Source organism: Agrococcus carbonis, from assembly GCF_900104705.1.
Classification (GTDB): domain Bacteria; phylum Actinomycetota; class Actinomycetes; order Actinomycetales; family Microbacteriaceae; genus Agrococcus; species Agrococcus carbonis.
The window spans coordinates 2,097,407-2,116,192 of the sequence record NZ_LT629734.1 but is presented as its reverse complement, the minus strand read 5'-3'; the positions used below and the strand labels follow the sequence as shown (position 1 = coordinate 2,116,192).

Genomic DNA, 18,786 nt, shown 5'->3' with positions numbered 1-18,786 from the left:
TCGAGACCATCCGGGCACGCCGAAGGGCCCCAGCATCGCGCTGGGGCCCTTCGTGCTGTGGAGCTCCTGGGTCTCGGTACGGCGGCCGTCGGCCGCCTACTCGACCCTGATGCCTCCGCGCTCAGGTCCGCGAGGCGGACCTGAGCGCTGCGGCATCAGAAGTCCATGCCACCCGTGGGGTCGGCCGGCATGGCCGGCGCCTTCTCGGGCTTGTCGGCGACGACGGCCTCGGTCGTGAGGAAGAGGCCGGCGATCGACGCGGCGTTGGCGAGCGCCGAGCGCGTCACCTTGACCGGGTCCGAGATGCCCGAGGCGAGCATGTCGACGTACTCGCCCGTGGCGGCGTTGAGGCCGTGGCCGACCTCGAGGCCGCGCACCTTCTCGGCGACGACGCCGGGCTCGAGGCCCGCGTTGAGCGCGATCTGCTTGAGCGGAGCGTCGACCGCGACCTTCACGATGTTCGCGCCGGTCGCCTCGTCGCCCGTGAGCTCGAGCCCGTCGAACGCGGTCTTGGCGGCCTGGATGAGCGCGACGCCACCACCGGCGACGATGCCCTCCTCGACGGCGGCCTTCGCGTTGCGGACGGCGTCCTCGATGCGGTGCTTGCGCTCCTTGAGCTCGACCTCGGTCGCGGCACCCGCCTTGATGACGGCGACGCCGCCGGCGAGCTTCGCGAGGCGCTCCTGCAGCTTCTCGCGGTCGTAGTCGCTGTCGGTGTTCTCGATCTCCTGGCGGATCTGACGCACGCGGCCGGCGATGGCGTCGGCCTCGCCGGCGCCCTCGACGATCGTGGTCTCGTCCTTGGTGATGACGACCTTGCGCGCACGGCCGAGCATGTCGAGCGTCGTGTTCTCGAGCTTGAGGCCGACCTCCTCGGAGATCACCTGGCCGCCCGTGAGGATCGCCATGTCGGCGAGCATCGCCTTGCGGCGGTCGCCGAAGCCCGGGGCCTTGACGGCGACCGACTTGAAGATGCCGCGGATCTTGTTCACGACGAGCGTCGCGAGCGCCTCGCCCTCGACGTCCTCGGCGATGATGACGAGCTGCTTGCCCGCCTGGATCACCTTGTCGACGATGGGGAGCAGGTCCTTAATGTTCGAGATCTTCGAGTTGACGATCAGGACGTAGGGGTCCTCGAAGACCGTCTCCTGGCGCTCGGGGTCGGTGACGAAGTACTGCGACAGGAAGCCCTTGTCGAAGCGCATACCCTCGGTCAGCTCGAGCTCGGTGCCGAAGGTCTGCGACTCCTCGACGGTGACGACGCCCTCCTTGCCGACCTTGTCGATGGCCTCGGCGATGAGCGCGCCGATCTCCTCGTCGGCGGCCGAGATCGAAGCCGTCGCGGCGATCTCCGCCTTGGTCTCGACCTCCTTGGCGTTGGCGAGCAGCTGCTCGCTCACCGCGTTCGCCGCCTTCTCGATGCCGCGCTTGAGGCTGATCGGGTCGGCGCCGGCCGCGACGTTGCGCAGGCCCTCGCGGACGAGTGCCTGGGCGAGCACGACCGAGGTGGTCGTGCCGTCACCGGCGACGTCGTCGGTCTTCTTGGCGACCTCCTTGACCAGCTCGGCGCCGATCTTCTCGTAGGGGTCCTCGAGCTCGATCTCCTTGGCGATCGAGACACCGTCGTTCGTGATCGTGGGAGCGCCCCACTTCTTCTCGAGCACGACGTTGCGGCCGCGCGGCCCGAGGGTCACTTTCACCGCGTCGGCGAGCGTGTTGAGTCCACGCTCCAGCCCGCGGCGGGCCTCCTCGTCGAATGCGATCATCTTTGCCATTGCAGTCTCGTCCCTCCTGGACGCTGTGGACGTTCAACTGGCACTCCATCGGTGGGAGTGCCAATCCCAAGTCTGGCACTCGGGGCGGGCGAGTGCAAGCCGCTCAGCCTGGCGGGCGGCGCCGCGCCCCGCGAGCGCCTGCGCGCCCGGCTCAGGGGGCGGGAACGGTCTGCGACGGGTCCGGCAGCATGCTCTCGTGCGGCTCGACGCTCGGGGCCGTGCCGACCGCATCCGGGCCGAGCACGATCGTGATCGGCGTGCCCGAGAGCCGTCCCTCGGAGAGCTGTGCCTCACCGACGCCGAGCCTGGCGACGAGGCCGCGGGCGACCGGGGCGAGGTCCTCGCTGTCGAACCAGACGACCGTCGTGTCGGCCGGGGTGCTCACGCTCGTGGCGATGACGTCCCAGCCCTCATCGGCGAGCGCCTGCCCGACGGCGGCGGCGAACCGCCGCTCGCCCGAGGAGTTCAGCACGGTGATCGACGCGTCGAGCGACGGGTCGATCGCCGCGGGGTCGTCGACGACCTCGGGCGCCTGCGTCTCGGCGGGCGGCGGCGCCTGCGGGCGCAGCGTGTCGAGGGCGAAGAGACCGGCCGCGGCGAGCACGATCGCGACGGCGAGGCCGGCGAGCAGGATCGCCCAGCGGGGCCAGCCGCCGGAGGACGTCGAGCGGTGCGCGCCGACGCGCTGCGTGGGCCTCATCGCGCCTCGCGCAGCCGCAGCAGGCGGCGCACGAGCATCGGGTCGTGCCGCACCGCCTCGGGCGACTCCAGCAGCCCGTCGAGCACCTGGTAGTAGCGGGTGGTCGTCCAGCCGAACTCTGCGCGGATCGCGCGCGCCTTCGCGCCCCCGTGGCTCAGCCAGCCGGCCTCGAAGTCGAGCACGCGGCGGATGCGCTCCTCGCGCGCCGCCTGGAGGTCGTCGTGCGCCGACGCATCCGTCGCCCGCGCATCGCCCGCCGCCTCGGCGAACGCCTGCGCGGCGGCCTCGTCGGCGCTCCCCGCGGGGCGGGGTCGAGGCTCGGTCGGCATGCGTCCGATCCTACGGCGGCGCGCATGATCCGCTCGTCGCGAAACGCGCGCCGGATGCCGCTCCTCCCAGGCGCGCAGCGGCCCGGCGGTCGTAGGCTGGAGGCATGACCGATCGCATCCAGCGCACCGACGCCGAGTGGCGCGAGATCCTCGACCCCGCAGCCTTCAAGGTGCTGCGCGAGGCCGGCACCGAGCGACCGTGGACGGGCGCGCTGCTCGACGAGCAGCGCCAGGGCGTCTACTCGTGCGGCGCGTGCGGCAACGAGCTGTTCCGCGACGAGACGAAGTTCGACGCCGGCTGCGGCTGGCCGAGCTTCTACGAGACGGTGCGCGACGACGCCGTCGAGCTGGTCGAGGACCGCTCGCTCGGCATGGTGCGCACCGAGGTGCGCTGCGCGAAGTGCGGCAGCCACCTGGGCCACATCTTCGACGACGCGCCCCAGACGCCCACGGGCGACCGCTACTGCATGAACTCGGTCGCGCTCACCTTCACGCCCGAGGGCTGACGCGCGGGCGGCGGATCGCCGAGACCGCGACCGCCGCGATCGTCAGCAGCGCGCCGACGACCGACCACACCGTCACCGGGTGGCCTGCGGGCACGAGCAGGTCGAGCAGCAGCGACGTGACGACCTGGCCGCAGATGACGCCGAGGCCCATCGTCAGCACGCCGAGGTGATGCACCGCGACCGACATGAGCGCGATGAAGAGGATGCCGAGCACGCCTCCGACGTAGAGCCAGGGTTCCACGGGCAGCGGCTGCGCCGACATGCCCGCGAGCGCCTGGACGCCGACGAAGAGGGCGAGCGCGACGGTGCCGACGAGGAAGTTCGAGACGGTCTGCGCGATCGCTGAGCGCGCGTGCCGCTGCACGAGCCCGCCGAACGCCTGCTGCACCGACTGCAGGAGGCCCGCGACGAACGGCAGCACGATGAGCCACGCGCCCTGCAGCTCGCCCGCGCCGGCGAGCGCGATGCCCACCGCTGCGAGCGCGAGGAGCGCCCCGAGCACCCGCTGCGGCGTGATCGGCTTCTTGGCGAGGCCGCCGAACCCCGCCCGGTCGACGGCGAGCCCGCTCGCGGTCTGCCCCGCGACAACGCCGACCGTGTAGAGCGCGACGCCGGTCGTGCCGACCACGACGCCCTGCGTCGCGACGAGGAACGCGCCGAGCAGGCCCGTCGTCGCGTACCACCACGGCATCGAGCCGTCGCGGATCACCCGCACGAGGCGCGCGACGCCCGCGCGTGCGCCCGGCCACACCGCGAGCAGCACCCCGAGCAGCGCGAGGCCGACGCCGAACGAGATGAGCGCGGCGAGCATGCCGTGCTCGAGCCGCGCGCCGAGCTCGCCGTTGATGCGGCTCTGCACCGCGAGCCCCGCGCCGGCGGCGACGGCCGTGAGCAGCCACCAGAACGCGCTCATGCGTTCTCCAGCGGGTCGAGCCGCGGCGCCGGGTCGCTCGCGAGGCGGGCGAGCCGCACGACGTCGAAGCGCTCCGGGCGACCCCCGTCGTCGACGTAGCGCAGCCGCTCGCGCTCGACGCCCTCGTGCACGTAGCCGGCGCGCTCGGCGACCGCGATCGATGCGGGGTTGTTCGCGCGCGCACCGAGTTCGAGCCGGTGCAGGCCATCGGCGAAGAGCTGCCGCGAGAGCGTGTCGAGGGCGCGGCTCGCGAGCCCCGCGCCGCGCGCGGCGGGCGCGAGCCAGTACGACATCCACGCCGTCCCGTGCCGCGCATCGCGGTCGGCGGCCATGACGCATCCGACCGCCTCGCCGTCGACGTCGATCGCGAGCGCCTCCTCGGCGATCACCTCGAGGTAGCGCTGCGCGTCGCCCAGGGTCGCGAGCGGCGGCGCCTGCCGGTGCAGGTCTGCGGATGCGGCGAACGCGGCGAGCACGGCTGCCGCGTCGCGCTCGGGGTGCCAGACGCGCAATCGACTCACCGGTCAAGCCTAGAATGGCCTGGCGCACCCGGAGACCATCGCGTCGGCGGGGCCCGCCTCCTTAGCTCAGTGGTAGAGCAACGCTCTTGTAAAGCGTAGGTCGTCGGTTCAATCCCGACAGGGGGCTCTTGCGGCCGGAGGACGCAATGCGACGCAGTCGCGTTGCGCCCGGAGGCCGCAAGGTCGAGGAGCGCGCGGCGCAGCCGCTCGCGTCGCGAGACCTCGCCGCCCAGGTCGATCCCCTCGGCAGCGATGCTGCCGTCGACCGGCCCGGCTCGGCTCGCCGCGGCGGGCGCTGCCTACGGCGTCTGCTCGTCGACGAACGCCGCGAGCGCATCCGCATCGCCCACGTCGCCCGCGAAGGTGGCGCCGTCGACGATCACCGTCGGCACGCCGCGCAGCGGCTCGACGCCCTGCAGCGGCTCGTCGATCGCGCGCACCGTCGCCTGCCGCACCCACCACGCGAAGCGCGCGGTCTGGATGCAGTCGCCCACCTCGGCCTGCGCGTCGCCCGAGACGTGCTCGGCGGCGAGGCCGGCGATCTCGGTCGCGTCGAACGCCGCCTGCTGCAGGTGCGACAGCAGCGCCGACTGGAAGCCGCGGTAGGCGTCGGGCTCCGCGTCGGCGACGCACGCGAGCGCGTTCGCGCCGAGCGTCGAGGCGAAGCCGTTGCCGATCGCGTCGCCGAGCGACACCGGCAGGTAGGCGACCCGCGCCTGGCCGCTATCGGCGAGCTCGGTCAGCAGGTCGCCGCTCGCGCCGAGCAGCCGGTCGCAGTACTCGCACTGCGCGTCGACGACGACGAGCACGTCGTGGGCGGATGCGTCGGCCGGCGCAGCACGCTCGGCGGGCTCGCCGTCGGCCGGCACGGGCTCCGCGGGCACGACCCCGCCGGCGTCGAAGGCGATCGCGTCGGCCATGTTCGCCGGTCCGTCGGCGGGCGCGAGCGTGACGATCTCGCCGCCGAGGCGCTGCTGCAGCTGCTCGACGTCGGGGTCGCGGATGAGCCAGCGGCCGGAGACGAGCACCGTCTGCTCCTGCAGCTGGCGCTCGGTCGCGATCGCGAGCGCCTGGTCGGCGTCGGCGGCGAGCACGAGCTCGGTGTCGGTGCCGCACGCGGCGACGACCGGGTCGTCCTCCGACGCGCGGTACTGCTCGACGAGCTCGCCGCATCCGCCCCCGGCGTCGAGGTAGGCGGCCCCGAGCTCACCGATCGTCGTGATCGGCGGCGGCGGCTCGGCGGCGCACCCGGCCAGCAGCGCGAGCGCGACGAGCGCTGCGCCGACCGGCCGGGCGGCTCGCCGCATCAGCCCTCGTCGGAGGGTGCCGGGGTCTCGGACTCGGCCGGCGCCTCGCTCTCGGCGGGCGCCTCGCTCTCGCCGCCCTGGCCGGCGACCGAGGTCACGAACGCCTGGAAGCCCGCGGCGTCGGCGCCCGAGCCCGGGTAGAGCTGGCCGTTGACGATGACCGTGGGCGTGCGGTTGGCCATCACGCCGTCGGTGCCGGGGAGCGGCTCGGTGCCGGCGAGCACGGTGGCGTCCTCGGCCCAGCCCATGAAGCGGCCCTCGGTGATGCAGTCGGCGAGGCCGCCCGAGGTGTCGATGCCGACGCTCTCGACGACGCCCACGATCTCCTCGTTCGAGAGGCCCGCGGTGTTCTCGGCGGGCTGGGCGGCGTACATCGCGGTGTTGAAGTCCCAGAAGCTGTCGGGCGCGTACTCCGCGACGCACGCGGCGGCCGAGGCGGCGCGGGTCGAGTACTTCGTGCCGAGCGAGGCTCGGTCGAGGATCGAGATGGGGTGGATCTCGACCGTCGCGGCGCCGCTGGTGACGAGCTGCTCGAGCACGGGGCCGTTGGCGTCCTCGAACGCCTTGCACGCGGGGCACATGTAGTCGAGGTAGACCTCGATCTGGATGACGTCGTCGCGCTGCTCGGTGGGCGTCGGCTCGCCGTCGGCGGGCGTCGCGGCGGTGCGCTCTGCGACGAAGTCCTGGCCGATGACGATGCCGTTCGACGCCATGTTCTCGGGGCCGGGGCCCGCGGGGCGAATGCTGTTGACGATGACGAGCGCGACGATCGCGACCACGGCGACGGCGGCGACGATGATGCCGCCGACGGTCAGGCCCTTCTTGAGGCGCTCCTTGCGGCGGCGCTCCTCCTGCATCTTGCGGGCCTGCTCGCGCGCCTGCGCACGCCGCTCGTTCTTCGTCAGCTTGTCGCTCATGCGTCCTTCACCTGGGGTCGGCCGGGTCTCCGGCATGCGGCGCGATCGGGTCACACGCCATCTGCAAGGGTACCGCCCGGCGGACGTGCGATGATGTGGCTGCGGGCGCAGCCGCCCGTCCTGACACAACGGATCGTCCGGCACGTGCCTGCCGGTGGAAGGAAAGAGACAATGGCGTCTGTCACGTTCGACAAGGCCTCCCGCGTCTACCCCGGGAGCACCCGCCCCGCGGTCGACCAGATCGACCTCGAGATCGCCGACGGCGAGTTCCTGGTGCTCGTCGGCCCCTCGGGCTGCGGCAAGTCGACCACCCTGCGCATGCTCGCGGGCCTCGAGGAGGTCAACGACGGCAGCATCCTCATCGGCGACCGCGACGTCACCGACATGCCGCCGAAGGACCGCGACATCGCGATGGTGTTCCAGAACTACGCGCTCTACCCGCACATGACGGTCGCCGAGAACATGGGCTTCGCGCTCAAGATCGCAGGCGTCGCCAAGGAGGAGCGGGCCAAGCGCGTCGAGGAGGCAGCGAAGCTGCTCGACCTCGAGCCCTACCTCGCGCGCAAGCCCAAGGCGCTCTCGGGCGGTCAGCGCCAGCGCGTCGCGATGGGCCGTGCGATCGTGCGCCAGCCGCAGGTGTTCCTCATGGACGAGCCGCTGTCGAACCTCGACGCCAAGCTGCGCGTGCAGACGCGCACGCAGATCGCCTCCCTGCAGCGCCGCCTCGGCGTCACGACCGTCTACGTCACGCACGACCAGACCGAGGCGCTCACCATGGGCGACCGGATCGCCGTGCTGAAGGATGGCGTGCTGCAGCAGGTGGGCACGCCGCGCGAGCTCTACGGCTCCCCCGCGAACGTCTTCGTCGCCGGATTCATCGGAAGCCCTGCGATGAACCTCATGGAGCTCAAGGTGAGCGACCAGGGCGTGCACTTCGGCGACCACCTCGTGCCGATCTCGCGCGAGCAGCTCGCCGCGGTCAAGGACGGCCTCATCGTGGGCGTGCGCCCCGAGGACGTCTCGGTCGCCGAGCAGGGCGACGGCCTGCCCGTCGAGGTCGACCTCGTCGAGGAGCTCGGCGCCGACGGCTACCTCTACGGCCACGCCGACGTCGAGGGCAAGCGCGTCGACATCGTCGCGCGCGTCGACGGCCGCAACCACGCGACCGCCGGCGACACCGTCTACATCACCCCCGACCCCACGCACCTCCACGTGTTCGACAAGGAGTCCGGCCGCCGCGTCTGACGCCGCGCGCACACAGGGCCCCGACCTCGGTCGGGGCCCTGCCGCGTGAAGGGCCCCGACCTCGGTCGGGGCCCTCGAGCGTGATGCGCGGATGCGTCAGCGCTGCCCCGCGATGAAGTCGGCCACGGCGCCGGGCCGGTCGATCGGCCCGGCGTAGCGCTCGCCGTCGAGGTAGAACGCAGGGGTCTCCCGCGGCGGCGGGACGTCGCCCGTGACCGGCTCGAGGAAGCCCGACTGCGTGGCCGCCGCCGTGAAGTCGGCGAGCGCGCCGTCGCGGATGCGCTGCTCGAGCTGCGGCGACGAGGCGCCCGTGATCGCGGCGATCTCGATGAGCTGCTCATCGGTGAGGCCGGGTTGCCCCTCCTCGGGCTGCGCCGCGAACAGCGCGCGGTAGAACGCGAGCGCGCGCTCGGGGAACTCGTCGACGACCGCCGAGAACGCGCCCGCGGCGCGGGTCGAGTACCGGTCGGGGGATGCGCGGTCGAGGAAGGTGAGCGGCCGGATCTCGAGCGCGATGTCGCCCGAGTCGACCGCGTCCTGCAGCTCGTCGCCGTACGCCTCCTCGAACATGCCGCAGTAGGGGCAGAGGAAGTCGATGTAGAGGATCGCGTGCGGCAGGTCGACCGCGACGTCGGCGCGCTCCGGCGCCGCGGCCGGGGTCGGCAGCACGCCGCCCGCGACGAGGATCGCGCCGTGGCTGGCCATGTTCTGCGGCCAGACCGGGCCGCCCGGCTGCGCCGACGCATCCGGCTGGGCCGACGCATCCGACTGGCCGGGGGCATCCGACTGCCCGGGTGCCTGCGACGCCTGCTGCACGGGCGGGGAGGGCGCGCACCCGGCGAGCGCCAGCGCGACGAGCGCGACGACGGCGAGCGGTGCGAAGCGACGCATGGGCCAACAGTAGCCGCGCGCCTACGATGACGGCATGGGCACCGATCTGCGCATCACCTCGGCGCTGATGGACGCGACGCTGCTCGACCTGCCATGGGACGAGCCCCTCGAGGAGTGGACCGAGACCGACGTCGTGCAGCTGCCCAAGGGCATCTCGCGGCACCTCGTGCGCTTCGCGCGGCTCGGCGGCCGCGTCGTCGCGATCAAGGAGACGACGACCGAGATGGCGCAGCGCGAGTACGGGATGCTGCGCACGCTCCAGCGCCTCGAGGTGCCGTGCGTCGAGCCGCTCGCGGTGATCGCCGACCGAACGTCGGCCGACGGGGAGCCGCTCGCCGCCGCGCTCGTCACGCGGCACCTGCGCTTCTCGCTCCCCTACCGCGCGCTCTACTCGTCGTCGCTCAAGGCGGCGACCGCGGTGCGACTCGTCGACGCGCTCGCCGGCCTGCTCGTGCGCCTGCACCTCGTGGGCTTCTTCTGGGGCGACGTGTCGCTCTCGAACACGCTCTTCCGCCGCGACGCGGGCGCATTCGCCGCCTACCTCGTCGACGCCGAGACCGGCTCGCTCGAGACCGGGGGCCTCTCGGACGGCCGCCGCGAGGAGGATCTCGAGCTCGCGCGCATCAACATCGCGGGCGAGCTGCTCGACCTCGCCGCCGGCGACCGCCTCGACGCCGCGATCGATCCGGTCGCCGTCGCGGGCTCGATCGTGAGCCAGTACCGATCCCTGTGGCACGAGCTGCACAGCGATCAGGAGGTGCCGACGAGCGAGCGGTGGCGCATCCGCGAGCGCATCGAGCGGCTCAACGCGCTCGGCTACGACATCGGCGAGCTCTCGATGCGCACGACCCGCGGCGGCACGACGGTGACGATCAGCCCGAAGGTCGTCGATCCCGGGCACCACCACCGACGGCTGCAGTCGCTCACCGGCATCGACGCGCAGGAGAACCAGGCCCGGCGCCTGCTCAACGACCTCGACGAGTACGTCGCGACCCAGCAGGATGCGCGGCCCGGCGTCGACGCCGAGGTGCTCGCCGCCGAGTGGTACGACCGGGTCTTCGCGCGGGTCGTCGCCGCGGTGCCGGTCGAGCTGCGCGGCAAGCTCGAGGGCCCGGAGGTCTTCCACGAGGTGCTCGAGCACCGCTGGTTCCTCTCGGAGCAGCGGCAGCGCGAGGTGAGCCTCAAGGAGGCCACCTACGCCTACATCGAGACCCAGCTCGCGCACCGCCGCGACGAGGCGGCGCTGCTGAACGTGCCGACGACCGTCACGATGCCGATCGTCGCGCTCGACGACCTCCCGGAGGGCTCGGAGGCCGAGGGCGACGCCGACGACGCCGACGAGCCCGACTGGCGCGACCGGGTCTAGCCGCGCCCGCCTGGCCGAGCCGGCCTGGCCGTGCTGGTCTCGTCGAGCCGGCCTGGCCGACCTGGCCTGGCGGCCTGACCTAGGAGGCTTGCCCCGACCGGCGCTTCGCGACCTCGTAGAGGGTGACGGATGCGGCGATGCCGGCGTTGAGCGACTCGGTCATCGACTCGATCGGGATCGAGACGATCGCGTCGCACGTCTCGGCCACGAGGCGCGAGATGCCCTTGCCCTCGCTGCCGACGACGATCACGAGCGGGCCGTCGGCGAGGTCGAGCTCGTGCAGCGGCACATCGCCGTCGCCGTCGAGCCCGATGACGAAGCAGCCGGCCGACTTGAGCTCCTTGAGCGTCGCCGTGAGGTTCGCGGCCATCGCGACCGGCACGCGCGCGGCGGCGCCGGCGCTCGTCTTCCACGCGCTCGCGGTCACACCCACCGAGCGGCGCTGCGGCACGATGACGCCCTGCGCCCCGAACGCGGCGGCCGAGCGGATGATCGCGCCGAGGTTGCGGGGGTCGGTCACGCCGTCGAGCGCGACGAACAGCGGCGTCTGGCCGCGTTCCTGCACCGTCTCGAGCAGGTCGACCGGATGCGCGTACTGGTACGGCGGTACCTTCAGCGCGACGCCCTGGTGGACGGCGTCGTGGCCGGAGATGCGGTCGAGCTCCGGCCGCATGACCTCGAGCACGGGCACGCCGCGCTTCGTCGCGATCGAGAGGATCTCCTTCACGCGGTCGTCCATCTCGAGCCGCGCCGCGATCATGAGCGACGTCGCGGGGATCTTGGTGCGCAGCGCCTCGAGCACGGCGTTCCGCCCGGTGACGAGCTCGGACTCGTCCTTCGCGCTCGAGGGCTTGCGGTGCCGGGGCGGCTCGGGCCGGCGGCCGCGCGACGCGGCGGCCTCGAAGCGCTCGCGCGCCGCCTTCCGCTTCCCGGCGACGTGCCAGGAGCGGTCCTCGGCCTTGGGCGTGGGGCCCTTGCCCTCGAGTGCCTTGCGGCCGTGGCCGCCGGTGCCCTTCGTGGCACCCTTCTTGCGCGGGCTGCGCTGCGGCTTGCTCATGCGATGCTCCAGGTGGTCGTGTCCTTGCCGTCCTCGACGGCGATGCCCGCGGCCGCGAGCGCGTCGCGGATGCGGTCGGAGGCGGCGAAGTCCTTCGCGGCCCGCGCCTGCCGGCGCTCGGCGAGCAGCGACTCCACGAGCGATGCGAGCGCCTCGGTCTCGGCCGACGCCCCAGACTGCCACAGCGCGTCCGCCGGGTCGAGCCCGAGCACGCGCAGCATCGCGCGCACCTCGCCCGCGCGGGCGAGCCCCGCATCCGTCTCGCCCGCGTCGAGCGCGGCGTTGGCGGCGCGCGTCGTCTCGTGCAGCACGGCGACGGCCTGCGGGGTCGAGAGGTCGTCGTCCATGGCCGCGCCGAACGCATCCGGCACGTCGGCCCCGGGCAGCTCCCCCGCGCGCGCGGCGCGCTCGAGCAGCGCCTCGATGCGCCCGAACGCGGCCTCTGCCTCGGCGAGCGAGCCGCCCTCGAGGCTGCCGCCCGCGGTGCGCAGGTCGATCGTCGAGCGGTAGTGCGGGGCGACGAGGAAGTAGCGGGCGACGATCGGCCGCACGCTCGCGAGCAGGTCGGCCGCGAAGATCGAGTTGCCGAGCGACTTCGACATCTTCTCGCCGTCGACGTTGACGAGCCCGTTGTGGCTCCACACGCTCGCGAAGCCCAGGCCCGCGGCGGTCGACTGCGCGAGCTCGTTCTCGTGGTGCGGGAACCGCAGGTCGAGGCCGCCGCCGTGGATGTCGAACGCGTCGCCGAGGTACTTGCGCGACATCGCCGAGCACTCGATGTGCCAGCCGGGGCGGCCCGCGCCCCACGGCGACTCCCAGCTCGCCGAAGCGGGCTCGTCGTCCTTGCGCGCCTTCCAGAGCGCGAAGTCGCGCGGGTCGCGCTTGCCGCGCGGGTCGGCGTCGGCGGCCGGCTCCATCTTGTCGATCGACTGCCGCGTGAGGGCGCCGTACTGCTCCCACGAGCGCACGTCGAAGTAGACGTCGGCCGAGCCGTCGAGCGCCGGGTAGGCGTGGCCGCGCTCGATGAGCAGGGCGATGAGCGCGTGCATCTCGGGCACGGATGCGGTGGCACGCGGTTCGTACGTGGGCGCGAGCACGCCGACGGCCCGGTACGCGGCGGTGAACTCGAGCTCGATGCGGTACGCGAGCGCCCACCACGGCTCGTCGACGGCGTTCACGAGCACCTTGTCGTCGATGTCGGTGACGTTGCGCACGAAGGTGACGCGCAGCCCCCGGTGCGCGAGCCAGCGGCGCCAGACGTCGTAGGCGACGGCGCTGCGCACGTGGCCGATGTGGGGCGACGACTGCACGGTCGGGCCGCAGACGTACATCGAGACCTCGCCGGGCTTGAGCGGCTGCAGGTCGACGATCGCCTGCTGCTTCGAGTCGTAGATGCGCACGGTCACAGCACCCAAGGCTACTTGCCGCTCCCGTCCTGGCCGCTCAGCGGCGGGCGGGTGGCAGGGCGGGCGGCGGAGGCGGTAGCGTCCGAGCGGCGGCGACGGGGCCGCCCGGAGTGCGAGGAGCATCCATGTCGTTCCAGGCCTACCTCGACGCGGTCGAGACCAAGACCGGGCTCACGCCGCGCCGACTCGTCGAGCTCGCGCGCGAGCGCGGCTTCGACGAGACCACGAAGGCGACCCCGATCCTCGAGTGGCTCAAGGAGGACTACGGGCTGGGCCGGGGCCACGGCATGGCGATGGTGCACGTCATCACGAAGGGGCCGCGGATCAGCGACAAGCACGTCGGCAGCGGCGGCGCGCACGCCGACGCGAGCGACGAGCTGTGGCTCGACGGGGCGGCGACGAACCCGCATCGCTGATCGGCGCGGGCGAGGCGGTGCGGTGCGGTGCACCGCAGCTCGCGAGGAGTGCGGCTGCGCCCGACGGGTGCCGGCATGCCCGACCCGGTCGGGCGCAACCGCCCCGGCGATGCGGCCGCCGACGAGCGGTGCGGTGCCGGAGCGGTCAGCCGCGGCGGATGAGCGCCGTCGCGATCGCCTGCACGCCCTCGCCGCGGCCGACGGCGCCGAGACCGTCGGTCGTCGTGCCCGCGACGCTGACGGGGGCGCCCAGCATCGCGCTGAGCGCTCGCTGCGCCTCCGCGCGACGCGGACCGATGCGCGGGTGCACGCCGAGCACCTGCACGGCCACGTTCACCGGCGCCCAGCCCTCGGCGCCGATCGCCTCGAGGGCCGCGCGCACGAAGACCTCGCCGGATGCGCCGGCGTGCTGCGGTTCGTCGACGCCCACGAGGCCGCCGATGTCGCCGAGCCCCGCGGCGCTCAGGAGCGCGTCGACGATCGCGTGGCACACGGCGTCGCCGTCGGAGTGCCCGGCGAGGCCGGGCCCGGGCCACGCTTCCTCGTCCCACTCGAGCCCGGCGAGCCGGCGGGGTCCGACGCCGCCGAACGCGTGCACATCCACGCCGATCCCGGTCCGCAGCTCCTGCATCCCCGCCTCCTTCGCCAGCAGCGCCTCCGCCCGCTCGGCGTCGGCCCGCGTGGTGATCTTGAACGCCAGCTCGTCGCCGGGCACCGCGAGCACCGGCTCCCCGAGCGCCTGCACGAGCTGCGCATCGTCGGTCGACGCCGCGCGCGCCGCTCCGGCCGCCTCGTAGGCTCGCCGCAGCACGGCGGCGTCGAAGCCCTGCGGCGTCTGCATCGCGCGGAGTGTCGCGCGGTCGACGACCGCGCCGAGCCGCTCGCCGAGGACGTGCTCGGCCGCCTCGCCCTCCTCGCCGGCCGCCGCGGCCGAGCGCGCCGGATCGACCGAGCGCACCGTGTCGACTGAGCGCACCGTGTCGACGACCGGCAGCACGGGAACCACCGCCACGGCGCCCGCCTCGAGCGCCGCGCGGACCCGATCGAAGGGCGTCGCGGGTGTGAGCGCACGCGCGGCGTCGTGCACGAGCACGTGCTGCGCGTCGCCGGCCGCGGCGAGGCCGGCGAGCACCGAGTCGGCCCGCGTCGCACCGCCCGGCACCACGTCGGCGCGGACGCCTGCGCGAGCGGCGATCGTCGCCGCCTCCGCCTCGAAGCCGGGCGGCACGACCACCACGACGCGCTCGGCGACCCAGTCGATGCCCCGCAGGGCGTGCTCGAGCAGCGTGACGCCGGCGAACTCGGCGAACGCCTTCGGCACCGGCTTCCCCTCACGCGCGGCTCCCAGCCGCGCGCCGCTGCCGGCCGCGACGACGATCAGTGCGGTGTCGGTCACCCGCTCAGCCTAGGACGCCGCTCCGCGCCGACCGCTCGAGCACGAACGGCGAAGGCGCCCGGCCTCACGGCTCGGGCGCCTCGCGACGTGCGTCTGCGGCTCAGCTCGCGGGGGCGAGCGCCTCGTCGAGGCGGGCCGCGGCGGCGTCCTCGTCCGTGTGCTCGGCGAGCGCGAGCTCGCTCACGAGGATCTGGCGGGCCTTCGCCAGCATGCGCTTCTCGCCTGCCGAGAGGCCGCGGTCCTGGTCGCGGCGGCTCAGGTCGCGCACGACCTCGCTCACCTTGATGACGTCGCCAGAGGCGAGCTTCTCGACGTTGGCCTTGTAGCGGCGCGCCCAGTTCGTGGGCTCCTCGGTGAAGTCTGCGCGCAGCACCTCGAAGACCTTGTCGAGGCCCTCCTCGCCGATGACGTCGCGGACGCCCACCATGTCGACGTTGGCAGCGGGCACCTCGATCGTGAGGCCGCCCTGCGCGACGTTGAGCTTGAGGTAGGTGGTCTCGACGCCCTTGATCTTGCGGACCTTGACCTCGGTGATCGTCGCAGCGCCGTGGTGGGGGTAGACGACCGTCTCTCCGACCTCAAAGTTCATCGAATGCTCCTCGTCATAGCCAGAACCTTGATTTTATCACAGCGTGTCGCTCGCGAGCCCCCGCGCGGCGTGGTTGGATCACGCCCCTGACGAACGCCGATCGGGCCGCCGCGCCGCTGCTCGGCCCGTCGGTACTAGACTCATGACCGACCGCGCCACGCACGCCGGCAGGCGCGCGCGTCATCTTGTCGAAAGGGTACCCGTGCAGCCTCGCCTCGCCGCCGCAGCCGCCGCAGCCGTCGTCGTCACCATCGCCGCGACGGGGTGCAACATCCTCACGCCGCAGGCGACGCAGATCGAGTACGACGCCTCCGACGGCGTCTCGGGCACGACCGGCACGGTCACGATGCACAACGCGATGCTCATCGGGGAGCCCGACGGCTCCGAGCTGAACCTCGCGGTCACGTTCACGAACGAGGGCGAGGCCACGTTCGTCGAGGTGCGCGTCGAGGACGAGTCGCAGGATGTGCGGGTCCCCGCGGGAGTCACGACCTTCGGATTCCCCGACCAGCAGCTCATCTTCGAGACGCCGAGCGAGTTCACCTACGGCAAGCTGCAGAACGTCTCGTTCGCGGCGGACGGCGCCGAGCCCGTGGGCCTCGGCGTGCCGACCATCTCGACCGAGGTCGTCGGCTACGAGTCGTACGCGCCCGCTGCCGAGTAGTCCGCAGCACGAGCGGAGAGCGGCGGGGACCGAGAGGTTCCCGCCGCTTCGTCGTCCCGGGCCGTCGCCCCGCGGACGGCCTCAGCGCTCGAAGCGGTAGCCGAGCCCGCGGAGCGTGACGAGGCGCGTCGGGCTCGAGGGGTCCTCCTCGATCTTCGCCCGCAGGCGCTTGATGTGCACGTCGAGGGTCTTCGTGTCGCCGAAGTAGTCGCTGCCCCACACGCGGTCGATGAGCTGCCCGCGGGTGAGCACGCGCCCGGCGTTGTGCATGAGGTACTCGAGCAGCTCGAACTCGCGCAGCGGCATCGCGACCTCGGTGCCCGCGACGTGCACGGTGTGGCTGTCGGAGTCGAGCCGCACGCGGCCGATCTCGACGACCGCGTCGTCCTCGTCGTCCTCCGCCCCGCGGCGGCGCAGCACCGCGCGGATCCGCGCGACGAGCTCGCGCGTCGAGTACGGCTTCGTCACGTAGTCGTCGGCGCCGAGCTCGAGCCCGACGATCGTGTCGACCTCGCTGTCCTTCGCCGTGACCATGATGATCGGCACGCGCGAGCTCTGGCGGATGTGCCGGCACACCTCGGTGCCCGAGCGGCCCGGCAGCATGAGGTCGAGCAGGATGAGGTCGGCGCCGTCCTCCTCGAACATCCGTACGCCCTCATCGCCGTCGGCGGCGTGGGCCGTCTCGTAGCCCTCGAGCTCGAGCAGGTACGACAGGGGCTCGGCGAGCGCCGTCTCGTCCTCGACGATCAGGATGCGCGTCATGCGTTCTCCTCGGTGGCGGATGCGTCGGCTGCGGGCAGCCGGAGGGTGAAGGTCGATCCCTGACCGGGACGGGACCAGAGCGTGATCTCGCCGCCGTGGCTGACGGCGACGTGCTTCACGATACTGAGGCCGAGGCCCGTGCCGCCGGTCACGCGGCTGCGCGCGGGGTCGACCCGGTAGAAGCGCTCGAAGACGCGCTCGGCCTCCTCCGGCGCGATGCCGACGCCCTTGTCGGTCACCGCGATCTCGACGATCCCGTCGACGACGCGCACGCCGACGCCGACGTGCGTGGCCTCCGGCGAGTACTGCACCGCGTTCGAGACGAGGTTCTGCACGGCCATCGTGACGAGCTCCTCCGAGCCCAGCACCTCGGCCTCCTCGAGCACCCGGGGGATGATCCGCATCCGCTTCGCATCGGCGACGACCCGGTTGCGGTCGACCGCGACCTCGACGACGCGCGCGACGGGGAAGCGCTCGGGGTGGTCGAGCGGGTCGTCGGCCTGGATGCGGCTGAGGTCGATGAGCTCCTTCGTCATGCGGCCCAGCCGGTCGGCCTCGACCTGCATGCGCTTCGCGAAGGCGCGCACGCGCTCGGGCTCCTCGGCGCCGGCCTCGATCGCCTCGGCGAGCACCGTCAGCGCCCCGATGGGGGTCTTGAGCTCGTGGCTGATGTTGGCGACGAAGTCGCGGCGCACGCCCGCGAGCCGCAGCTCCTCGGTGCGGTCGGCGGCCAGCAGCAGCATGAAGCGGTTGCCGAGCGGCGCGACGCGCACCCGCAGGTGGACCTCGCTCCCGGTGCCGATGCGGCCCCGGCGGTGGATGAGGTCGAGCACCTCGGCCTCGCCGGTGCGCCAGACGCGACGCACCGCATCCGACATCTCGTGCGAGCGGAGCGTGCGCCCGTCGACGAGGTCGAGCGACTGCGCGCCGGGTGAGGAGAGGATGACCTGGTTGGAGCCGTCGAGCACGACGCCGGCCGACTCGAGCACGTGCACCATCGCGGCGATGCCGTCGGGGATCGGCTCGCTCGCGATGGCCATCACCTGACGGCCGCGCTGGGCGGCGAGGCCCAGCAGGTGCACGGAGGACGCCCCGAGCGCGAACCCCAGCAGGAGTGCGAGGAGCACGTACCAGGACGCTTCCACCTCTCGATCGTATCGGTGCGCGCCGGGCCCCCATGGTTCAGCCGGGGGACACTCGCCGGTAACCTGGCTCAGGAACACTCGGGGTTCGACCGGTGCCCGATCCCGACGCAGCTGACGGGCACAGCAGGAGGAGCAGGACATGCGCGACGTATTCCAGCAGGAGCTCGCCGAGGTGCAGGAGCGCCTCGTCGACATCGCCAACCACGTGGTGGTGTCGATCGAGAACGCCGTGCGCGCCTTCGGCGACTCGAACGTGCAGCTCGCCGAGCAGGTCATCGCGACCGACCCCGTCATCGACGACAAGGCCGTCTCGCTCGACGAGCTCGCCATCAACATCATCGCCCGCCAGTCGCCCGTCGCGCGCGACCTGCGCATCGTCGTCTCGGCGCTGCGCATCTCGGCGTCGCTCGAGCGCATGGGCGACCTCGCGCGCCACATCGCCCTGCTCGCGCGCTACCGCTTCCCCATGAACGTGGTGCCCGAGTCGCTGCAGCCGACGTTCGCCGAGATGGGCGCGCAGGACATCGAGATCGCCAAGATGCTGCGCGACCTGCTCGAGACGCAGGACCTCTCGCTCGCCGACCGGCTCATGGCCGCCGACGAGCACGTCGACCAGCTGCACCGCGACGTCTTCTCGCACGTGCTCGGCACCGAGTGGCAGGGCGCCGCGCACACGACCGTCGACGCGACGCTCGCGAGCCGCTACCACGAGCGCTTCGCCGACCACGCCGTCGGCATCGCCAAGAAGGTGCAGTACCTCGCGACCGGCGACTGGGTCGGCGACGAGGACGCGCACGCCGACATGACGCCCGAGCCCGTGCAGCCGGTCGCCTCGACCGAGGGGCGCCACCCGCTCGAGTCCGACTGACGTCGACCGACGA

At 72.9% G+C, this 18,786-nt stretch carries 20 protein-coding genes and 1 tRNA gene; 7 read left to right on the top strand and 14 right to left on the bottom strand.

The annotated features are described in order from the left end of the window. Positions 1-155: 155 nt before the first annotated feature. The 3 genes from groL to BLT67_RS10215 all read right to left on the bottom strand — a co-directional run bounded on the left by groL (position 156) and on the right by BLT67_RS10215 (position 2,804). Entirely contained in the window at positions 156-1,775 is a 1,620-nt protein-coding gene (gene groL / locus BLT67_RS10225; protein WP_092666920.1) for a chaperonin GroEL, read from the bottom strand. Between the two features lie 151 nt (positions 1,776-1,926). Continuing rightward, positions 1,927-2,475, bottom strand: a complete 549-nt coding sequence (locus BLT67_RS10220; RefSeq protein WP_092666919.1) for a LytR C-terminal domain-containing protein — start codon at positions 2,473-2,475, stop codon at positions 1,927-1,929. Next, positions 2,472-2,804, bottom strand: a complete 333-nt coding sequence (locus tag BLT67_RS10215) for a DUF3263 domain-containing protein (RefSeq protein WP_092666918.1) — start codon at positions 2,802-2,804, stop codon at positions 2,472-2,474. Before BLT67_RS10215 ends, BLT67_RS10220 begins: the two co-directional genes overlap by 4 nt. 104 nt (positions 2,805-2,908) lie before the next feature. Between BLT67_RS10215 and msrB the strand changes: the two genes are divergently transcribed. Then, on the top strand, positions 2,909-3,310 hold the full coding sequence (gene msrB, locus BLT67_RS10210; RefSeq protein ID WP_092666917.1) for a peptide-methionine (R)-S-oxide reductase MsrB: 402 nt from the start codon (positions 2,909-2,911) through the stop codon (positions 3,308-3,310). Here msrB and BLT67_RS10205 read toward each other — a convergent pair. Beyond that, entirely contained in the window at positions 3,294-4,223 is a 930-nt protein-coding gene (locus tag BLT67_RS10205; protein ID WP_092666916.1) for a DMT family transporter, read from the bottom strand. The two genes, msrB and BLT67_RS10205, sit on opposite strands and share 17 nt — an antisense overlap. Then, complete coding sequence (locus BLT67_RS10200; protein WP_092666915.1) at positions 4,220-4,744, bottom strand: GNAT family N-acetyltransferase; 525 nt, start codon at positions 4,742-4,744, stop codon at positions 4,220-4,222. The genes BLT67_RS10205 and BLT67_RS10200 overlap by 4 nt, the downstream gene beginning before the upstream one ends. Positions 4,745-4,799: 55 nt before the next feature. On the opposite strand from BLT67_RS10200, the gene BLT67_RS10195 reads away from it, so the two are divergent. Further along, a tRNA-Thr gene (locus BLT67_RS10195) sits at positions 4,800-4,871 on the top strand. Between the two features lie 172 nt (positions 4,872-5,043). Here BLT67_RS10195 and BLT67_RS10190 read toward each other — a convergent pair. Continuing rightward, on the bottom strand, positions 5,044-6,051 hold the full coding sequence (locus BLT67_RS10190) for a DsbA family protein (RefSeq protein ID WP_092666914.1): 1,008 nt from the start codon (positions 6,049-6,051) through the stop codon (positions 5,044-5,046). Further along, a complete protein-coding gene (locus tag BLT67_RS10185; protein WP_157674319.1) occupies positions 6,051-6,968 on the bottom strand; it encodes a DsbA family protein in 918 nt (305 codons plus the stop codon). Before BLT67_RS10185 ends, BLT67_RS10190 begins: the two co-directional genes overlap by 1 nt. Before the next feature lie 171 nt (positions 6,969-7,139). Here BLT67_RS10185 and BLT67_RS10180 point away from each other — a divergent pair, with 171 nt between their 5' ends. Then, positions 7,140-8,213 (top strand): ABC transporter ATP-binding protein, encoded by a 1,074-nt coding sequence (locus tag BLT67_RS10180; protein ID WP_092666912.1) that lies wholly within the window; start codon positions 7,140-7,142, stop codon positions 8,211-8,213. A gap of 96 nt (positions 8,214-8,309) precedes the next feature. Here the strand turns inward: BLT67_RS10180 and BLT67_RS10175 are convergent, their stop codons facing one another. After that, positions 8,310-9,104 carry a DsbA family protein gene (locus BLT67_RS10175; RefSeq protein ID WP_092666911.1) on the bottom strand — a complete coding sequence of 265 codons (795 nt, stop codon included), beginning with the start codon at positions 9,102-9,104 and terminating at the stop codon, positions 8,310-8,312. Between the two features lie 34 nt (positions 9,105-9,138). Between BLT67_RS10175 and BLT67_RS10170 the strand changes: the two genes are divergently transcribed. Continuing rightward, positions 9,139-10,470 (top strand): DUF4032 domain-containing protein, encoded by a 1,332-nt coding sequence (locus BLT67_RS10170; protein ID WP_092666910.1) that lies wholly within the window; start codon positions 9,139-9,141, stop codon positions 10,468-10,470. A gap of 79 nt (positions 10,471-10,549) precedes the next feature. Here BLT67_RS10170 and rlmB read toward each other — a convergent pair whose 3' ends face one another. Continuing rightward, positions 10,550-11,527: a 23S rRNA (guanosine(2251)-2'-O)-methyltransferase RlmB gene (gene rlmB, locus BLT67_RS10165; RefSeq protein WP_092666909.1), complete on the bottom strand. Its 978-nt coding sequence runs from the start codon at positions 11,525-11,527 to the stop codon at positions 10,550-10,552. Further along, the gene (gene cysS / locus BLT67_RS10160; RefSeq protein WP_092666908.1) at positions 11,524-12,933 is read right to left on the bottom strand and encodes a cysteine--tRNA ligase; all 1,410 of its coding nucleotides are present in this window, start codon (positions 12,931-12,933) and stop codon (positions 11,524-11,526) included. Before cysS ends, rlmB begins: the two co-directional genes overlap by 4 nt. Positions 12,934-13,058: 125 nt before the next feature. On the opposite strand from cysS, the gene BLT67_RS10155 reads away from it, so the two are divergent. Further along, complete coding sequence (locus BLT67_RS10155) at positions 13,059-13,349, top strand: DUF4287 domain-containing protein (RefSeq protein WP_092666907.1); 291 nt, start codon at positions 13,059-13,061, stop codon at positions 13,347-13,349. Positions 13,350-13,494: 145 nt separating this feature from the next. Here BLT67_RS10155 and ispF read toward each other — a convergent pair whose 3' ends face one another. Both ispF and BLT67_RS10145 read right to left on the bottom strand, forming a co-directional pair. Continuing rightward, complete coding sequence (ispF, locus tag BLT67_RS10150) at positions 13,495-14,745, bottom strand: 2-C-methyl-D-erythritol 2,4-cyclodiphosphate synthase (protein ID WP_092666906.1); 1,251 nt, start codon at positions 14,743-14,745, stop codon at positions 13,495-13,497. Positions 14,746-14,845: 100 nt separating this feature from the next. Beyond that, complete coding sequence (locus BLT67_RS10145) at positions 14,846-15,334, bottom strand: CarD family transcriptional regulator (protein WP_092666905.1); 489 nt, start codon at positions 15,332-15,334, stop codon at positions 14,846-14,848. A 202-nt stretch (positions 15,335-15,536) separates the two neighbouring features. On the opposite strand from BLT67_RS10145, the gene BLT67_RS10140 reads away from it, so the two are divergent. Further along, positions 15,537-15,998: a hypothetical protein gene (locus tag BLT67_RS10140; RefSeq protein WP_092666904.1), complete on the top strand. Its 462-nt coding sequence runs from the start codon at positions 15,537-15,539 to the stop codon at positions 15,996-15,998. 81 nt (positions 15,999-16,079) lie between these two features. On the opposite strand, the gene BLT67_RS10135 is transcribed toward BLT67_RS10140, so the two are convergent. After that, positions 16,080-16,760 carry a response regulator transcription factor gene (locus BLT67_RS10135; protein ID WP_092666903.1) on the bottom strand — a complete coding sequence of 227 codons (681 nt, stop codon included), beginning with the start codon at positions 16,758-16,760 and terminating at the stop codon, positions 16,080-16,082. Then, a complete protein-coding gene (locus BLT67_RS10130; RefSeq protein WP_092666902.1) occupies positions 16,757-17,905 on the bottom strand; it encodes a sensor histidine kinase in 1,149 nt (382 codons plus the stop codon). Before BLT67_RS10130 ends, BLT67_RS10135 begins: the two co-directional genes overlap by 4 nt. 139 nt (positions 17,906-18,044) lie before the next feature. Between BLT67_RS10130 and phoU the strand changes: the two genes are divergently transcribed. After that, positions 18,045-18,773: a phosphate signaling complex protein PhoU gene (phoU, locus tag BLT67_RS10125; protein WP_092666901.1), complete on the top strand. Its 729-nt coding sequence runs from the start codon at positions 18,045-18,047 to the stop codon at positions 18,771-18,773. The last annotated feature ends 13 nt before the right edge of the window (positions 18,774-18,786 follow it).